The organism is Proteus sp. G4380 (assembly GCF_963885725.1).
GTDB lineage: Bacteria > Pseudomonadota > Gammaproteobacteria > Enterobacterales > Enterobacteriaceae > Proteus > Proteus mirabilis.
Map to the genome: position 1 here is coordinate 1 of NZ_CAWPAV010000032.1, position 21,039 is coordinate 21,039.

Genomic DNA, 21,039 nt, shown 5'->3' on the forward strand with positions numbered 1-21,039 from the left:
AATCAATACTTAAACCGTCTATATTTTAACCAGTAATCAACCTGTTTTTCTCATAATTTTTCATATAGTTATAAGTATATTCGTTTTTGGAATAACAATTTAGTGTCGTAAAAACGACTTGTTAGATAAGTAATCCATTATAACAACCGGTGGTTATCTCCCAGAAATACTCCACAATAGCTAATTAATATTATTTTGAAATTATTACTAATGGTTATTTTATAACATTGCGATTTTGCTAGTTGGATAACGCTAACTCAATTTTGATGTTAAATATTGGTAGCAAATTGATGCTTGATACTGACAAAGACAAAGTAATAATGTGTTTTTGGCACAATAGCAGAAAAATGTGCCACAAAATCTAAAAACGCCTCGCGAAGAATGTTAACAATTTGTTGGTGTAGCAGGACTTGCATAGATAGATAGATAGATAGATAGATAGATAGATAGAAAACAACCGATGGTATAAGCGGGCTCTCGACAAGATGAAACACACATTTGCTGCGTAATAAAACAAAAAGCCATAGTACCGCGAAGTACTATGGCTTTTAAATTTATTAAAATAATAAAAATGCTATGTGTAGTTCTCTGCCTTTCTCTTTATATTTTACTCACAACCGACAAAAATATCCGTTGCAGTATAGATAAGTAAATAAAATCAACTTATCAGTAATTGAATGACTGAAAACAACGATCTACCTGGTGTAATAAAAAAAGTAAGTAACCAAAACGGAAACTTAGATAATAAATAAATTAGGCGTTGTTACAGGTTACAACATGTTTCAATTTGTAACTTGGGATGCATTATATCCAATAGAATTTTTTGCGCAAGTTTTTTTACACTTAAACCAAATAGCAATAAAAACATTATTAATCATGTGGTTATAGTTATATTTACCATAAGAACAAAAATATTTATCAAATAAAAAGTGAAAAAATATGAATAGTTAACGAATATTGATACTATTGGAACTTTAATAATAGTATCTACTTATTATTAATTGATTCAGCACATAATCACTTAAGTAATTTAATTAATACTGCTATACAAAATTTAATCTAAAGACGATTAACAACATTTAACACTAAAGCTAAATTTTATTTTAGCGCAACTATTAATATACTAGAAAAATAAATAGTACAAAAAGATAACCATATTTATATCTTTGGTGAATAAAAAAAGCACTCTATTAATCATTGCAATATGACTGATAGAGTGCTGATATTTTTAAGTATAATATGAGTAAAAAATTAGTTACCCGATGATACGGTTTCCATCCCCACTAGCCCTACTTTGAGGTATCCCGCCTTCCTTAATGAGTCCATTGCCCCCATTAAAGTTTCATAATCGACCGTTTTATCGGCTTGGAAAAAGATAGTCGTTTCTTTATTCGACTGCGTCATAGAATCCAAGACACTGGCCATCGTCTCATGAGTTACCATCTCTTCACCGATAAAAATCTGTTTATCTGATTTAATCGTCAAATAAACAGGTTTTTCTGGCCGAGGTTGAGGCTTGGCACTCGAAGCAGGTAAATTGACTTTAATATCAACCGTCGCTAAGGGGGCTGCTACCATGAAGATAATCAGCAATACTAACATCACATCAATAAAAGGTGTGACGTTAATATCATGCAATTCATTATCTTCACCTGAATCATTACCAAGATTCATTGCCATAATTCATTACCTTGATTTGCTGTTTTCAATATCTAAGTCACGACTGACTAAGGTCACTACACCTGTTGCAATATCGCCAATTTCACCACGATAACCGGAAATCATACGTGCAAAAATATTGTAAATAATGACCGCAGGGATAGCTGCAATCAAGCCGATGGCGGTTGCTAATAATGCTTCTGCGATACCGGGGGCAACCACCGCTAAGTTGGTAGTTTGAGAATGCGCAATACCAATAAAGCTATTCATGATCCCCCAAACCGTACCAAACAAACCGATAAAAGGAGAAATTGCCCCAATGGTCGCTAAATAACCATTACCACGTCCTAATTCACGAATAATAGCGGCGACACGACGCTCCATGCGCATCTCAACACGCTCTTTAATACCAGATGCAACGTGACTATCTTGAGAGTAAGTACGCTCTAATTCAGCATCATTAAAAAAGACGGCTGTCGCACTTTTATTGCCAAATTTTTGGCTAATCGCTAATGCCTCTTTGAGGGATTTCGCTTCTACTAATTGCGCACTTTCATTTCTTAAACGACGACGTAATGCTAATAAGTAGCTACCTTTAGCAAAGAACAGCGCCCAAGTGACAATAGAGGCGAGTAGCAAACCGATCATGACACTTTTTACCACGAGATCTGCATTGCGATACATTCCCATAACAGAGAGATCTTCAGCAAATCCCCCTCCAGTGACGATTTCAGGTGTCGCACCTTGCGTGGCATTTTCTGGCTCTAGAGCTGTCTGTGCAGCATCTCCTGTACTCGTCGATGTATTCTCTTCTGCCACTGGTGTTTCAAAAGTTGCCGTTTTGGCTGCTTCCCCCGTTGGCGTTGCCGTATTTTCTGCTGTTGGTGCAATCGTTGTAGTCGCCGTTCCCTGTGTAGAAGCGGTTGAAGAAGTGGCCGTAGTCGCAGGTTGCTCAGTTTGCTTAGCCGGTGTCGTATCCGCAAAAGCAGAGCCTGTCAGACCGATTGCCAATATAATAGAAGCTGTCAAATTACGCATCAGTTGGCCTTTTACTCTCTTTCTTATCTAATTATCTATTCAGTAATGAAGTTTCTATTTCACTACTTACCCAAAATCGTTTATTTACAATCATCCTGTTGCCATCAGGAAAAAGAGAAACGCTCAGATGATATCAAACATGAAGCATTTTGATAGTAATTATCATTACTATTTAGCCATTTTTTTTTCATTTGTCGATTTTTAAGACAATTTTTCGTTATTTCATATAACGTGAAATTTTATCAACTGTCGCGATCCTCTTTTGTACTTCAGTAAAAAATGCATTAACTTGAGGTAAACACATCATTACATAACAAGTAGGTATAAAGGATGACGCAAAAAAAACCAGAAACCTCACTGCTATTAAGTGGTCGATCAAAAAAATATTCACAAGGCGCAGTAAACCCTATTATACAGCGAACTTCATCGGTTATTTTTGATACGGTTGCCCAAAAACGTGAAGCCACCCAAAAACGAGCTGAAGGCGCTCTATTTTATGGGCGAAGAGGTACTACCACGCATTTTGCACTACAAGAGGCACTAACCGAACTAGAACAAGGGACCGGTTGCGCATTATTTCCATCAGGTGCGGCGGCTATTACTCAATCTATTCTTGCGTTTATTGAACAAGGTTGTCATATCCTTGTGACTGGTTCCGCTTACGATCCCACGCAAAATTTTTGTGATCAGATATTAAGTAAATTTTCTGTCACCACAACCTATTTTGATCCCTTAATCGGCACTGAAATTAGTCAATTATTACGCCCTGAAACAAAAATTGTTTTTCTAGAATCACCCGGCTCTATTACGATGGAAGTGCAAGATTTACAAGGTATTATCACTGCGGTAAGACACTATAACCCAAATATTATTATAATGATTGATAATACGTGGGCAGCAGGTTTATTACTTAAACCTCTTACTTTAGGTGCTGATATTTCTATCCAATCAGCGACCAAATATATTATTGGTCACTCAGATGGTATGTTAGGTTTTGCTGTTGCTAATCAACGTTGTTGGCCACAATTACGTGAAAACACGTATTTATTAGGCCAGTGCGCAGATCCGGATACAGCTTATATGGCAGCTCGTGGTTTAAGAACCTTAGCAGTTAGAATGAAACAACATGAGCAAAGTGGATTAGAAATTGCGCGTTGGTTAAAACAGCACCCGCTAGTGGATAATGTCTACCATCCAGCACTCTCTTCTTGTCCGGGGCACACCTATTTTCAACGTGATTTTACTGGAAGTAATGGGTTGTTCTCTTTTAGTCTAAAAAAGATCCTCACCACTGAGGAATTTTCACGTTTTCTTGATAACTTATCCCTGTTTAAAATGGCCTTTTCATGGGGTGGATTTGAATCTCTTATTTTAGGCTATCATCCCAATGATATTAAAGCGATGCGACAATATGACACTCAGCCCACTCTCGCAGGAACCTTATTTAGAGTACATATCGGCTTAGAAAATATTGATGATTTAATTGAAGATCTAGAGCAAGCATTTTTACGTATTTCTAACTAATTCATCTCTTTTTTTATTAAAAAAAAGCTATCCCTGTGGTTTCACAGGGATTAAATCAAACGATCATCTTCTTTTTACGTTAGAATAGCTCTCATATAGTTTTTTTGTGATGCGAGTTCGCCGAATGGATACATTAAAAGAGATAATTCACGCGCTACTGCAACATGATTATATGGTGCTAGCTGATCCAAATATTTTGTGGATTATTTATATTGTTCTTTTTGTTATTATTATGCTGGAAAATGGGGTTCTACCTGCCGCATTTCTACCCGGCGATACATTATTAATTCTCTGTGGTGCATTAATTGCCAAAGATGTTTTACATTTCTTGCCAACCATTATTGTGTTAGGTACTGCCGCGAGTATTGGTAGCTGGCTTGGATTTCTGCAAGGCCGCTGGCTAAGTGATACTAAAGTGGTCAAACGTTGGATGGCTCAATTACCCGAACAATATCACCATAAAGCCAATGATCTTTTCCATCGTCGAGGCCTGTACGCACTATTAATTGGCCGTTTTATCGGTTTTGTACGTACATTACTACCAACTTTGGCCGGTTTATCTGAATTACAACAACGTCGCTTCCAACTATTTAACTGGATTAGTGGCTTCTTATGGGTCGGTCTTATTGTCTCATTAGGTTATATACTGAACCTGATCCCTTTTATTCAAAAACATGAAACATTGGTGATGAATATTCTTATGACATTACCAGTATTACTATTAACTGCCGGTTTAATTGGCTCTATTGTGATGTATATTCGTCATCGTAAAAGTAGCAATAACAGCGCCAAATAAGCCATTTCGAGTAACACCAAAAACGCCATTATTTAAAGTGAAAATAATGGCGTTTTTTATGTATTATTCGATGCTGTGACACACGTTCAGTTGTTCATTTTCTTATCTCCTATCCTATTAAGATATTTATAAAACAGATTTATTATTGTAATGGTAATATTTCAACTAATTGATTTATTATATTTTAATGGCTTTCGAAGCAAGAAATGTTGGAATATAACTATCAATTAAAAAACGAGCCTGAGGAGCAAAATCTTCAACAAAATCTTGTAATAAAAAACCTGCTCTTAATTGCCCACCAATCAAATCTGTCAACGAATGACCAAATACAAGTCCGTCTCCCTTTGCAATTTTTTCTTGCAAAATATCTGAAGGTAATGAATTTTGATCACTATAAGGCAAACGATAAGTCGGTCTCATTAATCCTTGTGCACGCAATGCCTGATTTCTGTCATCAACAAAAACTACAGGGTTATAAAAACTCGCCATAAGAACTCCGTTTTTTCTCAATACACGATAACATTCTTGCCAAACAGGATTAACATCAGGTACATAAAGATTTGAAATTGGATGAAAAACAATATCAAAACTTTCATCAGAAAATACCGATAAATCAGCCATATCCCCTTGTTGAGTAGTTAAAGCTAACTGATGTTTTTGTGCCAATTGACTATCTTTACTCAGTTGCCCTTCAGATAAATCAAAAACGGTCACAATACCACCAGCAGCAGCTAAAATAGGTGCTTGTTGCCCACCAGCTGAAGCTAAGCAGAGTATATTTTTACCTTTAATATCTGCTAACCACTCCTTTTTAACGGGATTCGGCGTTAAATGTACTTTCCAGTTTCCTTTTTTTGCCTCGATAATTTCTTTATCGTCCACGGGTTTAGACCATTGATTTTGCATTGCGGCTTGTTTATCCCAATGAGCTTGGTTTAATGTTAAATAATGACTTTTCATACTACTCCTTATAAATTAACTACAATTAATAACTATAGTTATGAAAAAAAGGGTTTAACACTCGCATTCATAACCCCGCTGTTATAGTGATGTCATATTATCCCGTCTATATACAGTGAAATAATTTTTCCTAATGATTTGTCATGCTACAGCATATCAAGAACATAAAATTAAGGTGGAAACAACCATGCAAAATTTCACTTATTACTCCCCCACTCGAATTCATTTTGGTCAAGGACAAATTGCAAAATTACGTTCTGAAATTGGGAAAAATGAAAGAATTTTATTAACTTATGGCGGTGGAAGTATTAAGCGCAATGGGATACTTGATCAAGTGCATGCGGCCTTACCAGGGTATCAAATTCATGAGTTTGGCGGTATTGAACCCAATCCTTCGTATGAAACGCTAATGAAAGCTGTTGCTTACGCTCGTTATCACGGTATTACTCATTTACTGGCTGTAGGAGGAGGCTCTGTTGTTGATGGAACCAAATTTATTGCGGCTGCAATACCTTATCAAGGAGAGCCTTGGGAGATTGTCACTAGCCGAGGTCAGGCAATTGAAAAAGCACTGCCATTAAGCTGTGTACTAACCCTTCCAGCAACTGGATCTGAAACCAATTGTTTTTCCGTGATCAGTAAAAAACAAACGATGGATAAACAAAGTTTTGCTAGCCCACATGTTTATCCTCATTGCGCTATTTTAGATCCAACTGCAACGTTTTCTTTACCACCAAGACAAACCGCTAATGGCGTTGTTGACGCATTTATTCATATTTTAGAGCAATATCTCACTTATCCGGTAAATGCGCTTGTACAAGATGAGTATGCAGAAGGCCTATTAAGGATCTTAATCGAAGAAGGACCGAAAGCCCTCACCTCACCACAAGACTACGATATCCGTGCTAATATAATGTGGACAGCATCCCAAGCACTTAATGGTATTCTTGGTGTCGGTGTACCGCAAGATTGGGCAACCCATGCATTAGGCCATGAAATTACTGCATTACACGGGCTTGATCACGCACAAACCCTCGCGATTGTCTTACCCGCGCTATTAAACGAAAAACGTCAGGAGAAATACGCTAAGTTGATCCAATATGCACAAAAAGTGTGGGGGATCCATCAAGGCTCTGATGCATTTAAAATCGATAGCGCCATCAATGAGACTCGTAAATTCTTTGAACGCATGGGACTAAAAACACGGCTGTCTGACTTTAATATCAGTGAAGCGGATATTCCAGCCTTAGTGCAAAAACTGCAACAACATGGACAAACCGCACTCGGTGAACATCAGGATATCACCTTGGAAGTCAGCCAGCGTATCTATATGGCAGCACTCTAAGTACTTAAAGGCAACTGGAGGTATATAATGAGTAATCCTAAATTGATCCAACTATCTGATGGCAACACTATCCCACAACTTGGACTTGGGGTTTGGCAAGCAGATAATGATCAAGTTATTAAAGCGGTACATCATGCTTTCGACACAGGTTATCGTCTGATTGATACCGCCGCTATTTATCATAACGAAGAAGGTGTTGGTAAGGCATTAAAGCAAAGCACTATTCCTCGAGACGAATTATTTATTACCACCAAATTATGGAACAACGATCAATCCCATGCTCGTGGTGCATTACTTGAAAGCCTTGAGCGATTACAACTTGATTATGTTGATCTCTATTTAATGCATTGGCCAGTGCCATCTCGCGAGCTATACCTTGACGCTTGGAAGCAGATGATTGTGTTACAAAAAGAGGGACTGGTTAAAAGTATTGGGGTATGTAATTTTAAAGAAGAGCACCTTGAGCGCATTATTACAGAAACGGGCGTTTCCCCTGTCATTAATCAGATTGAAATTCACCCATTGATGCAACAAGCTTCATTAAGAGCTTGGAATACCACCCATAATATTGTGACAGAATCATGGAGTCCTTTAGCACAAGGTGGCGAAGGCGTGTTTGATCAACCAATTATTCAGAAACTGGCAGAAAAATACCAAAAAACACCGGCACAAATTGTGTTACGTTGGCATTTAGATAGTGGCTTGGTTGTTATTCCTAAATCAGTTACCCCTTCTCGTATTGAAGAAAACTTCCATATCTTTGATTTCAAATTAGAAAAAGAAGAAGTTGCTGAAATAAAACAACTAGATAAAGGAAAGCGGTTGGGGCCTGATCCTGATACTTTTGTTGATATCTAGTATTTCACGCTCTATAAGTAAGCCAATAGTACTCTTGCTATTGGCTTTTTATTAACTATACCAATGATATATATTTTATATCATTACACTTTAAAATAAGACAAAGTAAATTTATTGTTTTTTAATATATGATTAGCGCATGTCTAACTAAGTCAAATTAAATCTTTATTTACATTTAAAATTTTCATCTGCTATTTTTTATATATTGTTAAGTTAGTTACTTAAAGTTCAGTTTCTGATATCTAAAAAAACTATAAATACGAAAATCTCATCATTATTTGTTACGATGAGTTTAAAAATGACGACGTTAAATAATGTACCTTCCCCACGCCCCAGTTCTATTACGAGAAAAGTCGCTTGGCTTAATATTTTTATACAATTAGCATTTCCTATTGTGACAACCATGCCTACGCAGACTTTTGCCAATGAGAATAATTTTAAAAAACATAATATTAGCGATATAAATCAACAAAATACTTATCAAGTCAAAGCGGGTGATACCCCAGAATCTATCGCAAAAAAATTTAATATAAAATTATTTAAATTGATTGAAGCTAATCCACAACATGTATCGTTAACGGGTGAGCTAAAAATAAATGATGGAACTATTCTTAATATTCCTAATGAATATTTATTAAAAAAAAAGTGGCTCAATAATCAAGATGAGGCAATCCCCTCAACAGAGGGCGAAGAGCTCGCTAAAATTATTGTTGATAATTCATTTTTACTCAATAAAGATATCGATGTAACACAATATGCAATTAGCCAAATCTCCAGTAAATCCAATCAGAAAATAGAACAATGGCTTAATCAATTTGGGCATGCGCGAGTTTCACTTTCAGCAGATAAAAATCTCACCTTAAAAAATAGCTCAGCGGAATTGTTAATTCCATTATATGAACAAAAAGAAAAGCTGATCTTTGCTCAAACTAACTATCATCGCAAAGATCTTCGTAGCCAATTTAATTATGGTATTGGTTATCGCTATTTTACTGAAAAATTTATGGTCGGCATTAATGGCTTTTATGATCATGATTTAACGCATCATCATAATCGTTTGGGAATTGGCGCCGAAATTTGGCGAGACTATTTCAAATTAAGTTCTAACCATTATCACCGTCTATCAAGTTGGCGAGCCTCTAATAATATCTTAGATTATAGTGAACGCCCTGCGAATGGTTGGGACATTCGAACAGAAGGCTATTTTCCAGCTTATCCACAATTAGGCACTAAATTAATCTTTGAACAATACTACGGTAAAGAAGTTGGTCTATTTGGCAAAGATAAACGGGACAAAAATCCACATACCTACACATTAGGGATTAATTATACTCCGATACCATTAGTCACATTAAATGCCGAGCGTCGTATTGGCTTACATGATCGTGCTGATAATAACTTGAATATCAACTTGTCCTACCGCATAGGAGAATCACTCGCTTCACAACTTAATCCTGATAATGTCAAAGCAATACGTACATTAGCAGGAAGTCGTTATGACTTTGTTAATCGTAATAACGATATGATTTTAGAATATAAAAAGGAAACTTTAGTTTTCCTTTCTATGGTTGATTCAATAAATGGTTATGCTAAAGAGGAGCGCGATTTACAAGTTCAAGTAAAAACAAAATATCCGTTAGCCAATATTGAATGGTCCGCAAGTAAGTTAAATGCCCAAGGCGGGCAAATAAAACATCATGGTGGAACTCACTACACCGTGATTTTGCCTCAATATCAAATTGGTGCAATTGAGAAAAATAGCTATATCATTAGTGCTGTTGCCATTGATACCCATGGCAATCGTTCAGCGCCTGTTCAAACAACGGTTATTGTAGATAAATCGTTAATCAATACGCGTAATAGCCTATTTTCACCTAAACAGAGCCAACTATTCGCTAACGGTGAAGCAACCCAAAAGTTAATATTATCCATCGTTGATAATGATAATTTACCCGTTGATATTGATAGTAAAGAAATTACTTTACAGCAACAGTCTGATACAGAAAAAGGCAATAGCCGTATTTCTACTTTCTCTCGTTTAGCTGCTGGGAAATATCAATTAACGGTTACAGCAGGAAGCATACCGGAAAAATTAACCCTAACCCCCGTATTCCGTGATAATACCTTCAACTCAGCAACCGTGACACTTATTGCCGATAATCAAACTGCCCATATTGCAAAAGGCAACCTAACGGTTACAAAAGATAACGCGCCAGCCGACGGTAAAAGTCAAAATAAAATCAAAGTACGAGTCACTGATAGCAACCACAATCCATTGGCTCATTATCCAGTCAACTTTACTGCCAGTAATGGTGCTAATGTCATTAGCTCAAGAAAAACGGATGAACAAGGTGAGATTATTGCTTCAGTGACTAATACTCAAGTAGGGAGTTCGCAGATTGGTGTACAAGTAAAAGGGATAACCTATTCGACTGAAGTCCATTTTAGTGTGGATAATGATAGCGCCTATATTCCACAACAAAACTTCACGATCACACCACCACTTTCTCTAGCCGATGGTAAAACAGAAAAAAACATTTCCTTACAAGTCGTTGATAAGCAAAATAATCCTATACCCGCTACTCATGTGACATTATCGGCAGATAACCAAGCACAATTAAAACAAACCATATTAACCACAGACGAGCAAGGTAAGGCGACCACCACCATGATAAGTAAAGTCGCCGGTACGGTCACCGTGAGGGCCAAAATAAACGACAAGATGACTCACGCGACAACCCAATTTATCGCCAACCAAGCTAAGGGGGTTATTGTCTCCATAACCCCATCCTCTACAACTCATGTCGCAGATGGTCAAACCCCGGTCATCCTTACTGCATTAGTACAAGATCAGTTTGGTAAGCCGCTCCCTCATGCACAAATTAGCTGGGAAACTGAGCACGATAAAAGTATTGTTAACATTGAACATACCACAATGACTAATGAGCAAGGGATCACCACCAACAAGTTAACCAGTACACAAGCACTCAGTGTGCGGGTAACTGCGCGTATAAATAACAATGCCTTTACTGCTGAGCCAATTACTTTTATTGCTAATGGGCAACAAGCTTTGATTAGTGAATTATTGGTTAATAAAAATCAGATTGTTGCAGATAAGCAAGATCCCGCAGAACTTACTGCAATAGTAACAGATAAACTGGGTAATCAACTTCCTGATGCTATTGTTAATTGGCAAGGGAGTGCTGGTACTCAATTTGCTCAGCAACAAACTAAGACCGATGCTCAAGGTATCGCCAAAAATACGCTAACAACATCACAATCAGGTATCACAACCATCACCGCGCGATTAAATAATGGTCAACATGCACAAACTAACTTAGTTGCCGTTGCAGATCTCAAAAGTGCCACTCTCACATTAACGACATTAAATAATAAGCAATCTGCCATAGCAGATAACCAAGATAGCATTACCGTAGTAGCAAACTTAACTGATGCTTATCATAACCCATTGAAAAATACCCCTGTCTATTGGCAATCAAGTATCAATCATATTGATGAAACTACTACTCAAACAGATGAAAAAGGCAGAACGCAAGTTGTCATTTCAGGAACCAAAGCACAGCCAACAACAATTACCGCCTATTTATCAAATAAAGAGAAAAAAAGCATTCAGGTAACCTTTGTTGCGGGAGCGCCAGTGCAACAAAATAGTTATTTGACGATTGAACCACAATCTATCATTGCCGATGGTAATGCCTTTGCTGTGGGTAAAATAGACCTGCGTGATAAATTTGATAATCCGGTAATAGGTCGTAATAACGATATTGCGCTAATTGGAGATAACAGCACTATTCAATTCAGTAAAATCACAGAAACGGCTAACGGCAATTATCAAGCACATATTAGAGGTACAAAAGCGGGACTCAGTCAAATTACCGCCACTATTGATAGTATTACGGTAACGCAATCTTTAGGATTTTTAACAGATAATAAAACAGTCAAGATCCACTCCGTTAAGGTTATGGCACCTTATACCGTAACAGCGAATGGTAAAGACAAAGTCATTATTCAAGCACAAATCACCGATAAACATAACAATCCAGTATCAAAAGGCGTTACTGTCGGTTGGATAAGTGATCTCGGTAAGCTTGCAGCACCATTAAGCATGACCAATAAGCAAGGAATAGCTGAAATTACCCTCTCAAGTACTCAGGCAGGAAAAGCGAAAGTAACGGCAGTGCTCAATAACCAACAATCTGTCAATGCTGATCACATTGTCACCTTTACGGAAGGTGATATTTCGGCCTCTCTTTCTACTGTTGCCATATTCCCTGACACTATTGTCGCAGGGGCAAATAAAGCGACCGTAACAATAACCTTAAAGGATAAAGAAGGTAATTTATTGCCCAACTTAGCCAATAAAATCACCTTAACGCCGCAGACTAATTTACAAACAACGATTACGCCCTTTAAAGAGAAACAAAAAGGCATTTATCAAGCCCAAGTGAGCGCATTAAAAACCGGAAAAACCTCGTTATCGGCTCACGTTGCTCCATTAGCAATAAAACAATCCGTTTCTTTAACGGTGCTCCCTAATAACACAACAGCAAAGGTGAAAAACTTTACTATTAGCAATATGCAACCACATGCTGGGGAGTCCATTACTTATAAAGCCTATTTGGTTGATAACCATGATAATCCTGTCGGTATAGGTGTACCTGTCGCTTGGTCAACGAATGAAGGTAGTCAACTCGAAACACCATTAACTTTTACAGATGATAATGGTGTAGCAATAGTTGGATTATCTCGACGCTCTGTCGGTGTTGCCAAAGTCAGCGCAATATTAGCAACAGGTACTTATATAGCAGATGATGTTCACTTTTTAACGGGTCACATTGATGAAACGATGTCAGAACTGTCGTTGAACCCGAGTCAAATCATTGCTAATGGCAAAGATAAGGCATTATTGACATTTGTTATTAAAGATAAAAATGGAAATATCATCCCCAACCAACAAGTAAGCGGATTTTCTAAAAATCCAACCATCAAATTTAGTCAAGCACAACAAATATCACCAGGACGCTATGAGATTGAAATAACAGGAACTCAATCGGGCACAGCACAGATTGGTGTTATGGTAAATGGCACCCATTTCAAAAAACAAAAAATATTACAACTTAATGCCGATGTGACGACATGGAAAATACGCGCTGTTGAGGTTGATAGAACAACCATAACCGCAGGAGATAAAGGTGTTAACTACCAAGCGACTGTCGTTGATGCCAATAATAATGTATTACCTAATGTTATTGTGTCATGGAAATTACTCGGATCAGCAGATGATTATCATTACAGCACTTATACTAATGATAAGGGGATAGCAACGAATCGAGTGACTAGTCATGTCGCGGGACGCTTGAAGATGAGCGCTTATCTTGATTCTAATAATTATAAATCAACACAAGATATTACTGTCATGCCGGCTGAAATAGATATTCATAAATCAACCTTTAATAGTCATCGTCGTTCTATAAATGCTGATAATAAAGATAGTACGTTATTAAGCGTAAAATTAATGGATAAATACGATAATACTATTGATGGCAAGAATGTTGAGATTAAAACTATCAGTGGTAAGCCTAATTTTAGTGACAATCCATTAAAGTCAGTGGGCAATGGTGAATATCAAACAAATGTTACAGCAAATACGATGTCCGATATTATCTTAACCGCTCAAGCTGAAACAATAACTATCGCAGAGCCATTGACGATTAAAGTGGCTATCCCTAAATCTGAAATTACCTTTGAGAAACCTATCCAACAGGAAATCTACAAATCAACTGTGATTGATGCGTTAAGTTATAAAGGTGTACCACAAAATATGCAGGTAATATGGTCAAGCTCTGATCCTACTGTTGCTTCCATTGATACAACAAGTGGGCAAATCTCCATGAAAAAGGCTGGTACTACAATTATTACCTTACAAACCTTAGGTAATGAGCAATATCCATCAGCTAAAAATAGCTATCCTTTAGTGATAGAAAAAGCGCCACCAAAACTGAAAGTAACCTCTCCTCACACCATACAATCGATCTGGAATGATGGCATTACCCATCAAATAACAGCGGAATTTGATAATCCAGAGGTTAAAAATACCCCCATTCATTTCTCTAGTAGCGATACCTTGGTAGCCACCATTGATAGTAAAGGTAACTTAACCGCCATTAAACCAGGAAAAACAAAAATAGTAATACAAAGTGATGCTACAGATAAATTCCTAGCGGATAGCCAAACTGTAGACTATCAGCAAGGAAAAGCCGCACTAAGTTATTATTTTAAAAAGAATTATATTGTATTAACACCTGATTCTGCTGCAGATAAATTATTGATGGCTCAAAGCCCTACGCCAGATGTACCCGTTGAAGCGAATGCAACTTGGTATAGTAGTCAACCTAACATAGTTGAAATCACCCCAGATGGGATTATCAAAAACCTTAATATTGGGCAAACAACATTAACACTTGAGGTGAAAAATAATAATTATTTTCAAGATCATGAGCAAAGCTATAACGTCATTATACAAGCATCGCCTCGCATCAAAATTAACTCATTTGAGTTTCTATCTGCGGGAGAGAGCAAATCAAATACACATTTGGATGATTTAACTTGGCAACCTTTATACACTTCAGACGATCAGTTTATTGTTAAATGGTCTTCATCAGACACACCTAAAGCGATTAACTTCGAGTTATTTGATGAAAACGGCACTTCTATCGCCTTAGAAGAAAGACAAAACTATGCACCTAAATATAATATACATGACCCAGTAAAAATTCAGGTACCGAAACAATATCTAACCAGTCCAAAACAATTAACACTAGAAGTCACAACCTTTGATAGTAATAATCAGCCTTATGTCGATCCTAAAAAGTATAAAATTAATATTGACTATTTTCCTGCCAATAACGCATATAAAATAATCTCTCTTGATTATAATTCTAAATTTATCTATACAGATACAGGTGCCCTTGCTTCATCTTGTCAAAATGGTTGGTCAACCACTACAACACATCTTATTTTAACGCCAAGATTAGTATTTAAAGGTGAGCCGAAAAACTTACTTTATCCCATTTATATTACTACGGAATTATATGATGTAACATTAAATCCATCGGATAAACTCATCGGACATATTAATGAGAAATTAACTTATCCAGATAAGATTATATTTAGCGAGCATTCTAAAAAAATAGCTGAAATATCGCCGACATCAGCACACTACGCATTAGACGAAGAATGTAGAATTAATGATTCTGGTCATGGTACGTTAAAAGCAAATATAACCATAGGTAACAGATCCAGTTATCTTAAAAAAGAATTTCATTGGGATGGCCAAATAGGGGGATATTTTTAAAGACCGGGTGCTTGTACCACATATCTCACAACTTGAACAAAAATTGGGGGGAGGAAACCTCCCCCATCAAGCTATTGATGACACATCAAAATAGCTTGAACGACCATGTTTCCGTTACTAATGTTAAGCGAACATAATCGTTCACCGACAATTAAAGCAAACATAAGTACCGTCACACAGACAACCGTAATGCCAAATAAGGTTATTTTCGTCAATTTGATTGACTCCTTTTAATAAAGGAGGCAGAATCAAGTTGTTGAGCTTTGAGACTGCCTCGGATTTTATGAAAATAAAATTCGGGGCTTTTGTCTTTTTGGCTCTAGCGCAATGCTTGAACCAAAACGATCCAAGCACCCACCGCTATAGTAGCAGAATTTTCCCTCACCTCTATACCTTACTGGTAGTATTTTTTAAAATTAATCAAATTAAAACAACATGTTACATGAATAACTAATAAATATTCTTGTTGACACTGACATCTAAAAAAGACAAAATCAATCCGCTAAAACAAAGAAATTTACTTATTTTATTTTCTTGCCTCCATTCTTGAAAAAAGATCTGCACCCACCTCTTTGTTTTGCACTCGCCCTACATGTCGTTATGTGGGGCTTTCTTTTTTCTATTACATAGAAAAAAAGAAAAATCCCGAATAGGTAATTAATACCTATTCGGGATTGGTATAACGACAACTAAAAAGTTAAGATTTTTTTATCTTTGCATGCATCTCTTGGACTGAAATAACATCAATAGTAGGATCAGCACTCAATGACAGTGTTGTCGCAAATCCGCCATTTAATGTAGTGTCATAGTGAACTTTATATTGTAATGCACTACGGCGGATCAGTTTTGAATCCTCAATAGCTTGGCGACCGGCAGTCGTATTGACAATATAGTCATACTCACCATTTTTAATTCTATCTTGAATATGAGGTCGCCCTTCATGCACTTTATTCACTAGGCGAGGATTGATACCGGCTTCCCCCAAGACAATGGCAGTACCATGTGTTGCATCTAACTCAAAACCATTTTTCAATAGCTTAGTTGCTAAATCAACGACACGCTTTTTATCACCTTCGCGAACCGAAAGTAGCGCTCTTCCTTTTTTCTTCATGGTGGAATTGCTACCTAACATCGCCTTAGCAAAAGCTTGTGCAAAGGTAGCACCAACCCCCATCACTTCACCAGTAGATCGCATTTCAGGCCCTAAAATAGGATCGACACCTGAGAATTTATTAAAGGGAAGTACCACCTCTTTAACCGAGTAGTAAGGAGGGATCACCTCTTTGGTAACGCCTTGCTGTTCAAGACTTTGTCCTATCATCACGCGAGCAGCAACTTTTGCTAATGGCACACCGGTTGCTTTAGAGACAAAAGGCACTGTACGTGCGGCGCGAGGATTCACTTCGATAAGATAAACATCATTACCTTTCACCGCAAACTGTACGTTCATCAACCCTTTAACGCCTAATTCAAAAGCGAGTTCACGTACTTGCTTGCGCATTATATCTTGAATATCTTGGCTTAAAGTATAAGCAGGTAGAGAGCAAGCTGAGTCTCCAGAGTGAACACCCGCTTGTTCGATATGCTCCATAATACCGCCTATCACCACTTGTTGACCGTCACAAATCGCATCAACATCTACTTCAATGGCATCATCTAGGAATCGGTCTAACAGTACGGGTGCATCATTAGAAACACTGACCGCCGTTTGGAAATAACGACGTAAATCAATTTCATCGTAAACAATTTCCATTGCTCGTCCACCAAGGACATAAGATGGACGTACCACCAGCGGGTAACCAATAGATTTTGCCTTCTCTACCGCTTCTTCTAATGTCGTCACTGTGGCATTTTCTGGTTGTTTTAACCCTAACTTATCCACGGCTTTTTGGAAACGTTCTCTGTCTTCTGCCTTATCGATTGCATCAGGACTGGTACCGATAACAGGCACCCCTTCAGCTTCTAAAGCTCTTGCTAATTTTAATGGCGTTTGACCACCATATTGCACAATCACGCCTTGTGGTTTTTCGATCCGTACTATTTCTAATACATCTTCAAGGGTGACTGGCTCAAAATAAAGTCTATCGGAGGTATCATAATCCGTTGAAACCGTTTCTGGATTACAATTGACCATAATGGTTTCATACCCATCTTCCCGTAATGCTAGAGCGGCATGAACACAACAATAATCAAACTCTATCCCCTGACCGATACGATTTGGACCACCACCTAAGACCATCACTTTAGGTTTGTCTTGATTTGGATCCGACTCACACTCTTCTTCATAAGTGGAGTACATATAAGCGGTATCCGTAGCAAATTCTGCCGCACAAGTATCAACCCGTTTATAAACTGGGTGTAATTGATATTGTTCCCGTAGTTGGCGAATGACTTGCTCTTTCACATTCAAGATATTAGCTAGGCGTGCATCAGCAAAACCTTTACGTTTTAATTGACGCAAGAAATCAGCATTTAGACCTGCTAAACCAAGTTGTGCCACTTGCTCTTCTAGGCGAACAATCTCTTCTATTTGCACTAAGAACCAACGATCGATATTGGTGAGATTAAACACCCCATCAACCGACATTCCAGCACGGAAAGCATCCGCGATATACCAAATGCGATCCGATCCGGCTTCTTTTAATTCACGACGAATTTTGGTGAGCGCTTCGGGATCGTCGAGGTTTACTTTAGGATCAAACCCAGTTGCACCAACCTCTAGTCCGCGTAATGCTTTTTGCATTGACTCTTGTTGAGTACGCCCAATAGCCATCACCTCACCAACAGATTTCATTTGCGTGGTTAAACGGTCATTGGTACCGGCAAATTTTTCAAAGTTAAAGCGAGGGATTTTAGTCACTACATAATCAATAGAAGGTTCAAAAGAGGCTGGGGTTCTTCCTCCAGTGATATCATTCATCAACTCATCGAGGGTATAACCTACTGCAAGTTTGGCCGCGACTTTTGCAATTGGGAAACCTGTTGCTTTTGACGCTAATGCTGATGAGCGAGAAACACGAGGATTCATTTCAATAACAATTAAACGCCCTGTTTTAGGATCAACGGCAAATTGCACATTGGAGCCACCGGTTTCAACCCCAATCTCGCGTAATACGGCCATCGAGGCATTACGCATAATTTGATATTCTTTGTCTGTTAGCGTTTGCGCTGGAGCAACCGTGATAGAGTCACCAGTATGAATACCCATCGCATCAAAGTTTTCAATGGAGCAAACGATAATACAGTTATCATTTTTATCGCGCACCACTTCCATTTCATACTCTTTCCAGCCAATTAATGATTCATCAATTAATAGTTCATTGGTCGGTGATAAATCTAAACCTCGAGTACAAATTTCTTCAAATTCTTCACGATTATAGGCGATCCCCCCCCCTGTTCCCCCCATAGTAAATGAAGGGCGAATAATACAAGGGAAACCCACTTGCTCAGCCACTGCAAATGCTTCGTCCATAGTATGAGCGATGCCTGAACGAGCCGTATCCAGACCAATTTTTTTCATCGCTTTATCAAAGCGTTGTCTATCTTCCGCTTTATCAATAGCATCAGCCGTTGCACCTATCATTGTTACGCCAAATTCAGCTAACACCCCTTGACGCTCTAATTCTAAGGCACAGTTTAATGCCGTTTGTCCGCCCATTGTCGGTAATATGGCATCAGGGCGCTCTTTCTCAATAATCTTTCTGACCACTTGCCAATGAATAGGCTCAATATAAGTGGCATCTGCCATTTCAGGATCTGTCATAATGGTAGCAGGATTTGAATTTACCAAAACAACACGATATCCCTCTTCGCGCAGTGCCTTACACGCTTGTGCGCCTGAATAATCAAATTCACACGCTTGACCAATCACAATCGGGCCTGCACCTAAAATCAGGATTGTTTTAATATCTGTTCTTTTAGCCATTTTTTTCACTCCTGATTTATTTGTTTGTCACTGATTGCAGGTTTTGACGATATTGCTCAATAAGTTCAATAAAGTGATCAAAAAGCGGCGCCGCATCATGCGGCCCTGGACTCGCTTCTGGGTGACCTTGGAAACTAAATGCAGCTTTATCTGTGCGATGAATACCTTGTAGAGAACCATCAAATAGTGATTTATGTGTCACTCTTAAACAATCAGGTAACGATGCTTCATCAACAGCAAAGCCGTGGTTTTGGGCGGTGATCATCACACTGTTATTATCTAAATCTTTAACGGGATGGTTGCCACCATGATGACCAAATTTCATTTTTACGGTTTTTGCACCACTCGCCAAGGCTAATAATTGGTGCCCTAAGCAGATACCAAATACTGGAATATCGGTAGTTAAGAAAGTTTGGATGGCGTCAATTGCATAATCACAGGGCTCTGGATCCCCCGGACCATTAGAGAGAAAAATGCCATCAGGTGAGAGCGCTAACACTTCTTGGGCTGAGGTTTGTGCTGGAACCACTGTCACTCGACAGCCTCTATCCACCAACATACGTAAAATATTACGTTTCACACCAAAATCATAGGCCACCACATGTAAAGGGAGATCTTGTGGTGATTGAGTGGCGGGCAACTCCCCTTTTAATGTCCAACTGCCTTGTGTCCATTGATAAGGTTGTTTCACTGTCACCGTTTTCGCCAAATCCATTCCTTTTAATCCTGGAAACGCTTTTGCTTTTTCAAGCGCTTGTTTAGCATCAAGATGAGTGCCTGCGATAATACAACCGTTTTGTGCGCCTTTTTCTCTCAATAATCGCGTCAATTTACGTGTATCAATATCAGCTATCGCCACAATCTGATGACGTTTAAGGTAATCGGCTAAGCTCTCTTCGGCACGATAATTACTCATCACTAGGGGTAAATCGCGAATAATTAACCCTTGAGCATGGATAGTTGCTGATTCTTCATCTGAGGAATTAACGCCGGTATTGCCAATATGAGGATAGGTGAGAGTAACAATTTGTTGGGAGTAAGAAGGGTCGGTTAATATTTCTTGGTAACCGGTCATGGAAGTATTAAAAACGACTTCACCGATAGCAGCGCCTTCTGCGCCTATCGACCTGCCGTGGAATTCGGTCCCATCTTCTAGAACCAGTATAGCTGATTTAATCAAAACGCCCTCCAGAGAATAATAAATCACATTTCATGCATATTAATTCAGATTTAAGACTCTAAATCAATGCCAAAAACATAAATTTGGGCAAATTTTTGGCAAATTGGGCGCATTCTAAAGATCCCATGAGCAGATGTCTAGAAAAAACACTCTTTTAATTAAAAAAATATCAATCATTAGCAATTTAATCAGCTAAGTGACAATTTCCATCACCCATCTTACAAATTTAACCGTTTGCTTACCAAGATATTTTAAAAAGATGATAGAAAAAAGAAAAAAAGAGACTTAAGCGAAATTTTAACTATAAAAACGGAAGAAAACAAAGGAAGTTATTAAAAAATAAAAACAACAAACAAAGACCGGACAAATAACAATAAAA

At 38.0% G+C, this 21,039-nt stretch carries 11 protein-coding genes; 5 read left to right on the forward strand and 6 right to left on the reverse strand.

Annotation, left to right across the window (positions count from 1 at the left end):
- Window positions 1–1,251: 1,251 nt before the first annotated feature.
- Together exbD and exbB are read right to left on the reverse strand one after the other, a co-directional pair.
- Entirely contained in the window at window positions 1,252–1,680 is a 429-nt protein-coding gene (gene exbD / locus AACU98_RS02180; protein ID WP_004245188.1) for a TonB system transport protein ExbD, read from the reverse strand.
- Between the two features lie 6 nt (window positions 1,681–1,686).
- Window positions 1,687–2,697, reverse strand: a complete 1,011-nt coding sequence (exbB, locus tag AACU98_RS02185) for a tonB-system energizer ExbB (RefSeq protein ID WP_004245189.1) — start codon at window positions 2,695–2,697, stop codon at window positions 1,687–1,689.
- Between the two features lie 330 nt (window positions 2,698–3,027).
- Between exbB and metC the strand changes: the two genes are divergently transcribed.
- A complete protein-coding gene (metC, locus tag AACU98_RS02190; protein WP_004245190.1) occupies window positions 3,028–4,221 on the forward strand; it encodes a cystathionine beta-lyase in 1,194 nt (397 codons plus the stop codon).
- Between the two features lie 124 nt (window positions 4,222–4,345).
- Window positions 4,346–5,017 (forward strand): DedA family protein, encoded by a 672-nt coding sequence (locus tag AACU98_RS02195; protein ID WP_004245191.1) that lies wholly within the window; start codon window positions 4,346–4,348, stop codon window positions 5,015–5,017.
- A gap of 177 nt (window positions 5,018–5,194) precedes the next feature.
- On the opposite strand, the gene AACU98_RS02200 is transcribed toward AACU98_RS02195, so the two are convergent.
- Window positions 5,195–5,977, reverse strand: a complete 783-nt coding sequence (locus AACU98_RS02200) for a class I SAM-dependent methyltransferase (protein WP_004245193.1) — start codon at window positions 5,975–5,977, stop codon at window positions 5,195–5,197.
- A 187-nt stretch (window positions 5,978–6,164) separates the two neighbouring features.
- On the opposite strand from AACU98_RS02200, the gene AACU98_RS02205 reads away from it, so the two are divergent.
- The 3 genes from AACU98_RS02205 to AACU98_RS02215 all read left to right on the forward strand — a co-directional run bounded on the left by AACU98_RS02205 (window position 6,165) and on the right by AACU98_RS02215 (window position 15,555).
- Window positions 6,165–7,322, forward strand: coding sequence for an iron-containing alcohol dehydrogenase (locus tag AACU98_RS02205; RefSeq protein ID WP_004248982.1), 1,158 nt, complete (start codon window positions 6,165–6,167; stop codon window positions 7,320–7,322).
- 27 nt (window positions 7,323–7,349) lie between these two features.
- Complete coding sequence (gene dkgA / locus AACU98_RS02210; RefSeq protein WP_004245195.1) at window positions 7,350–8,180, forward strand: 2,5-didehydrogluconate reductase DkgA; 831 nt, start codon at window positions 7,350–7,352, stop codon at window positions 8,178–8,180.
- A 298-nt stretch (window positions 8,181–8,478) separates the two neighbouring features.
- Complete coding sequence (locus AACU98_RS02215; protein WP_155289720.1) at window positions 8,479–15,555, forward strand: Ig-like domain-containing protein; 7,077 nt, start codon at window positions 8,479–8,481, stop codon at window positions 15,553–15,555.
- Window positions 15,556–15,626: 71 nt separating this feature from the next.
- Here AACU98_RS02215 and AACU98_RS02220 read toward each other — a convergent pair whose 3' ends face one another.
- The 3 genes from AACU98_RS02220 to carA all read right to left on the reverse strand — a co-directional run bounded on the left by AACU98_RS02220 (window position 15,627) and on the right by carA (window position 20,660).
- Window positions 15,627–15,770, reverse strand: coding sequence for a Hok/Gef family protein (locus tag AACU98_RS02220; protein WP_012367444.1), 144 nt, complete (start codon window positions 15,768–15,770; stop codon window positions 15,627–15,629).
- A gap of 482 nt (window positions 15,771–16,252) precedes the next feature.
- The gene (carB, locus tag AACU98_RS02225; RefSeq protein ID WP_004248980.1) at window positions 16,253–19,480 is read right to left on the reverse strand and encodes a carbamoyl-phosphate synthase large subunit; all 3,228 of its coding nucleotides are present in this window, start codon (window positions 19,478–19,480) and stop codon (window positions 16,253–16,255) included.
- A gap of 16 nt (window positions 19,481–19,496) precedes the next feature.
- Window positions 19,497–20,660, reverse strand: coding sequence for a glutamine-hydrolyzing carbamoyl-phosphate synthase small subunit (gene carA / locus AACU98_RS02230; protein WP_017628247.1), 1,164 nt, complete (start codon window positions 20,658–20,660; stop codon window positions 19,497–19,499).
- Window positions 20,661–21,039 lie beyond the last annotated feature (379 nt).

What these genes read in the sequence shown, in the direction of transcription:
- exbD (WP_004245188.1), bottom strand. Translation starts at nt 1,680, where the DNA reads ATGGCAATGAATCTTGGTAATGATTCAGGTGAAGATAATGAATTGCAT.
- exbB (WP_004245189.1), bottom strand. Translation starts at nt 2,697, where the DNA reads ATGCGTAATTTGACAGCTTCTATTATATTGGCAATCGGTCTGACAGGC.
- metC (WP_004245190.1), top strand. Translation starts at nt 3,028, where the DNA reads ATGACGCAAAAAAAACCAGAAACCTCACTGCTATTAAGTGGTCGATCA.
- AACU98_RS02195 (WP_004245191.1), top strand. Translation starts at nt 4,346, where the DNA reads ATGGATACATTAAAAGAGATAATTCACGCGCTACTGCAACATGATTAT.
- AACU98_RS02200 (WP_004245193.1), bottom strand. Translation starts at nt 5,977, where the DNA reads ATGAAAAGTCATTATTTAACATTAAACCAAGCTCATTGGGATAAACAA.
- AACU98_RS02205 (WP_004248982.1), top strand. Translation starts at nt 6,165, where the DNA reads ATGCAAAATTTCACTTATTACTCCCCCACTCGAATTCATTTTGGTCAA.
- dkgA (WP_004245195.1), top strand. Translation starts at nt 7,350, where the DNA reads ATGAGTAATCCTAAATTGATCCAACTATCTGATGGCAACACTATCCCA.
- AACU98_RS02215 (WP_155289720.1), top strand. Translation starts at nt 8,479, where the DNA reads ATGACGACGTTAAATAATGTACCTTCCCCACGCCCCAGTTCTATTACG.
- carB (WP_004248980.1), bottom strand. Translation starts at nt 19,480, where the DNA reads ATGGCTAAAAGAACAGATATTAAAACAATCCTGATTTTAGGTGCAGGC.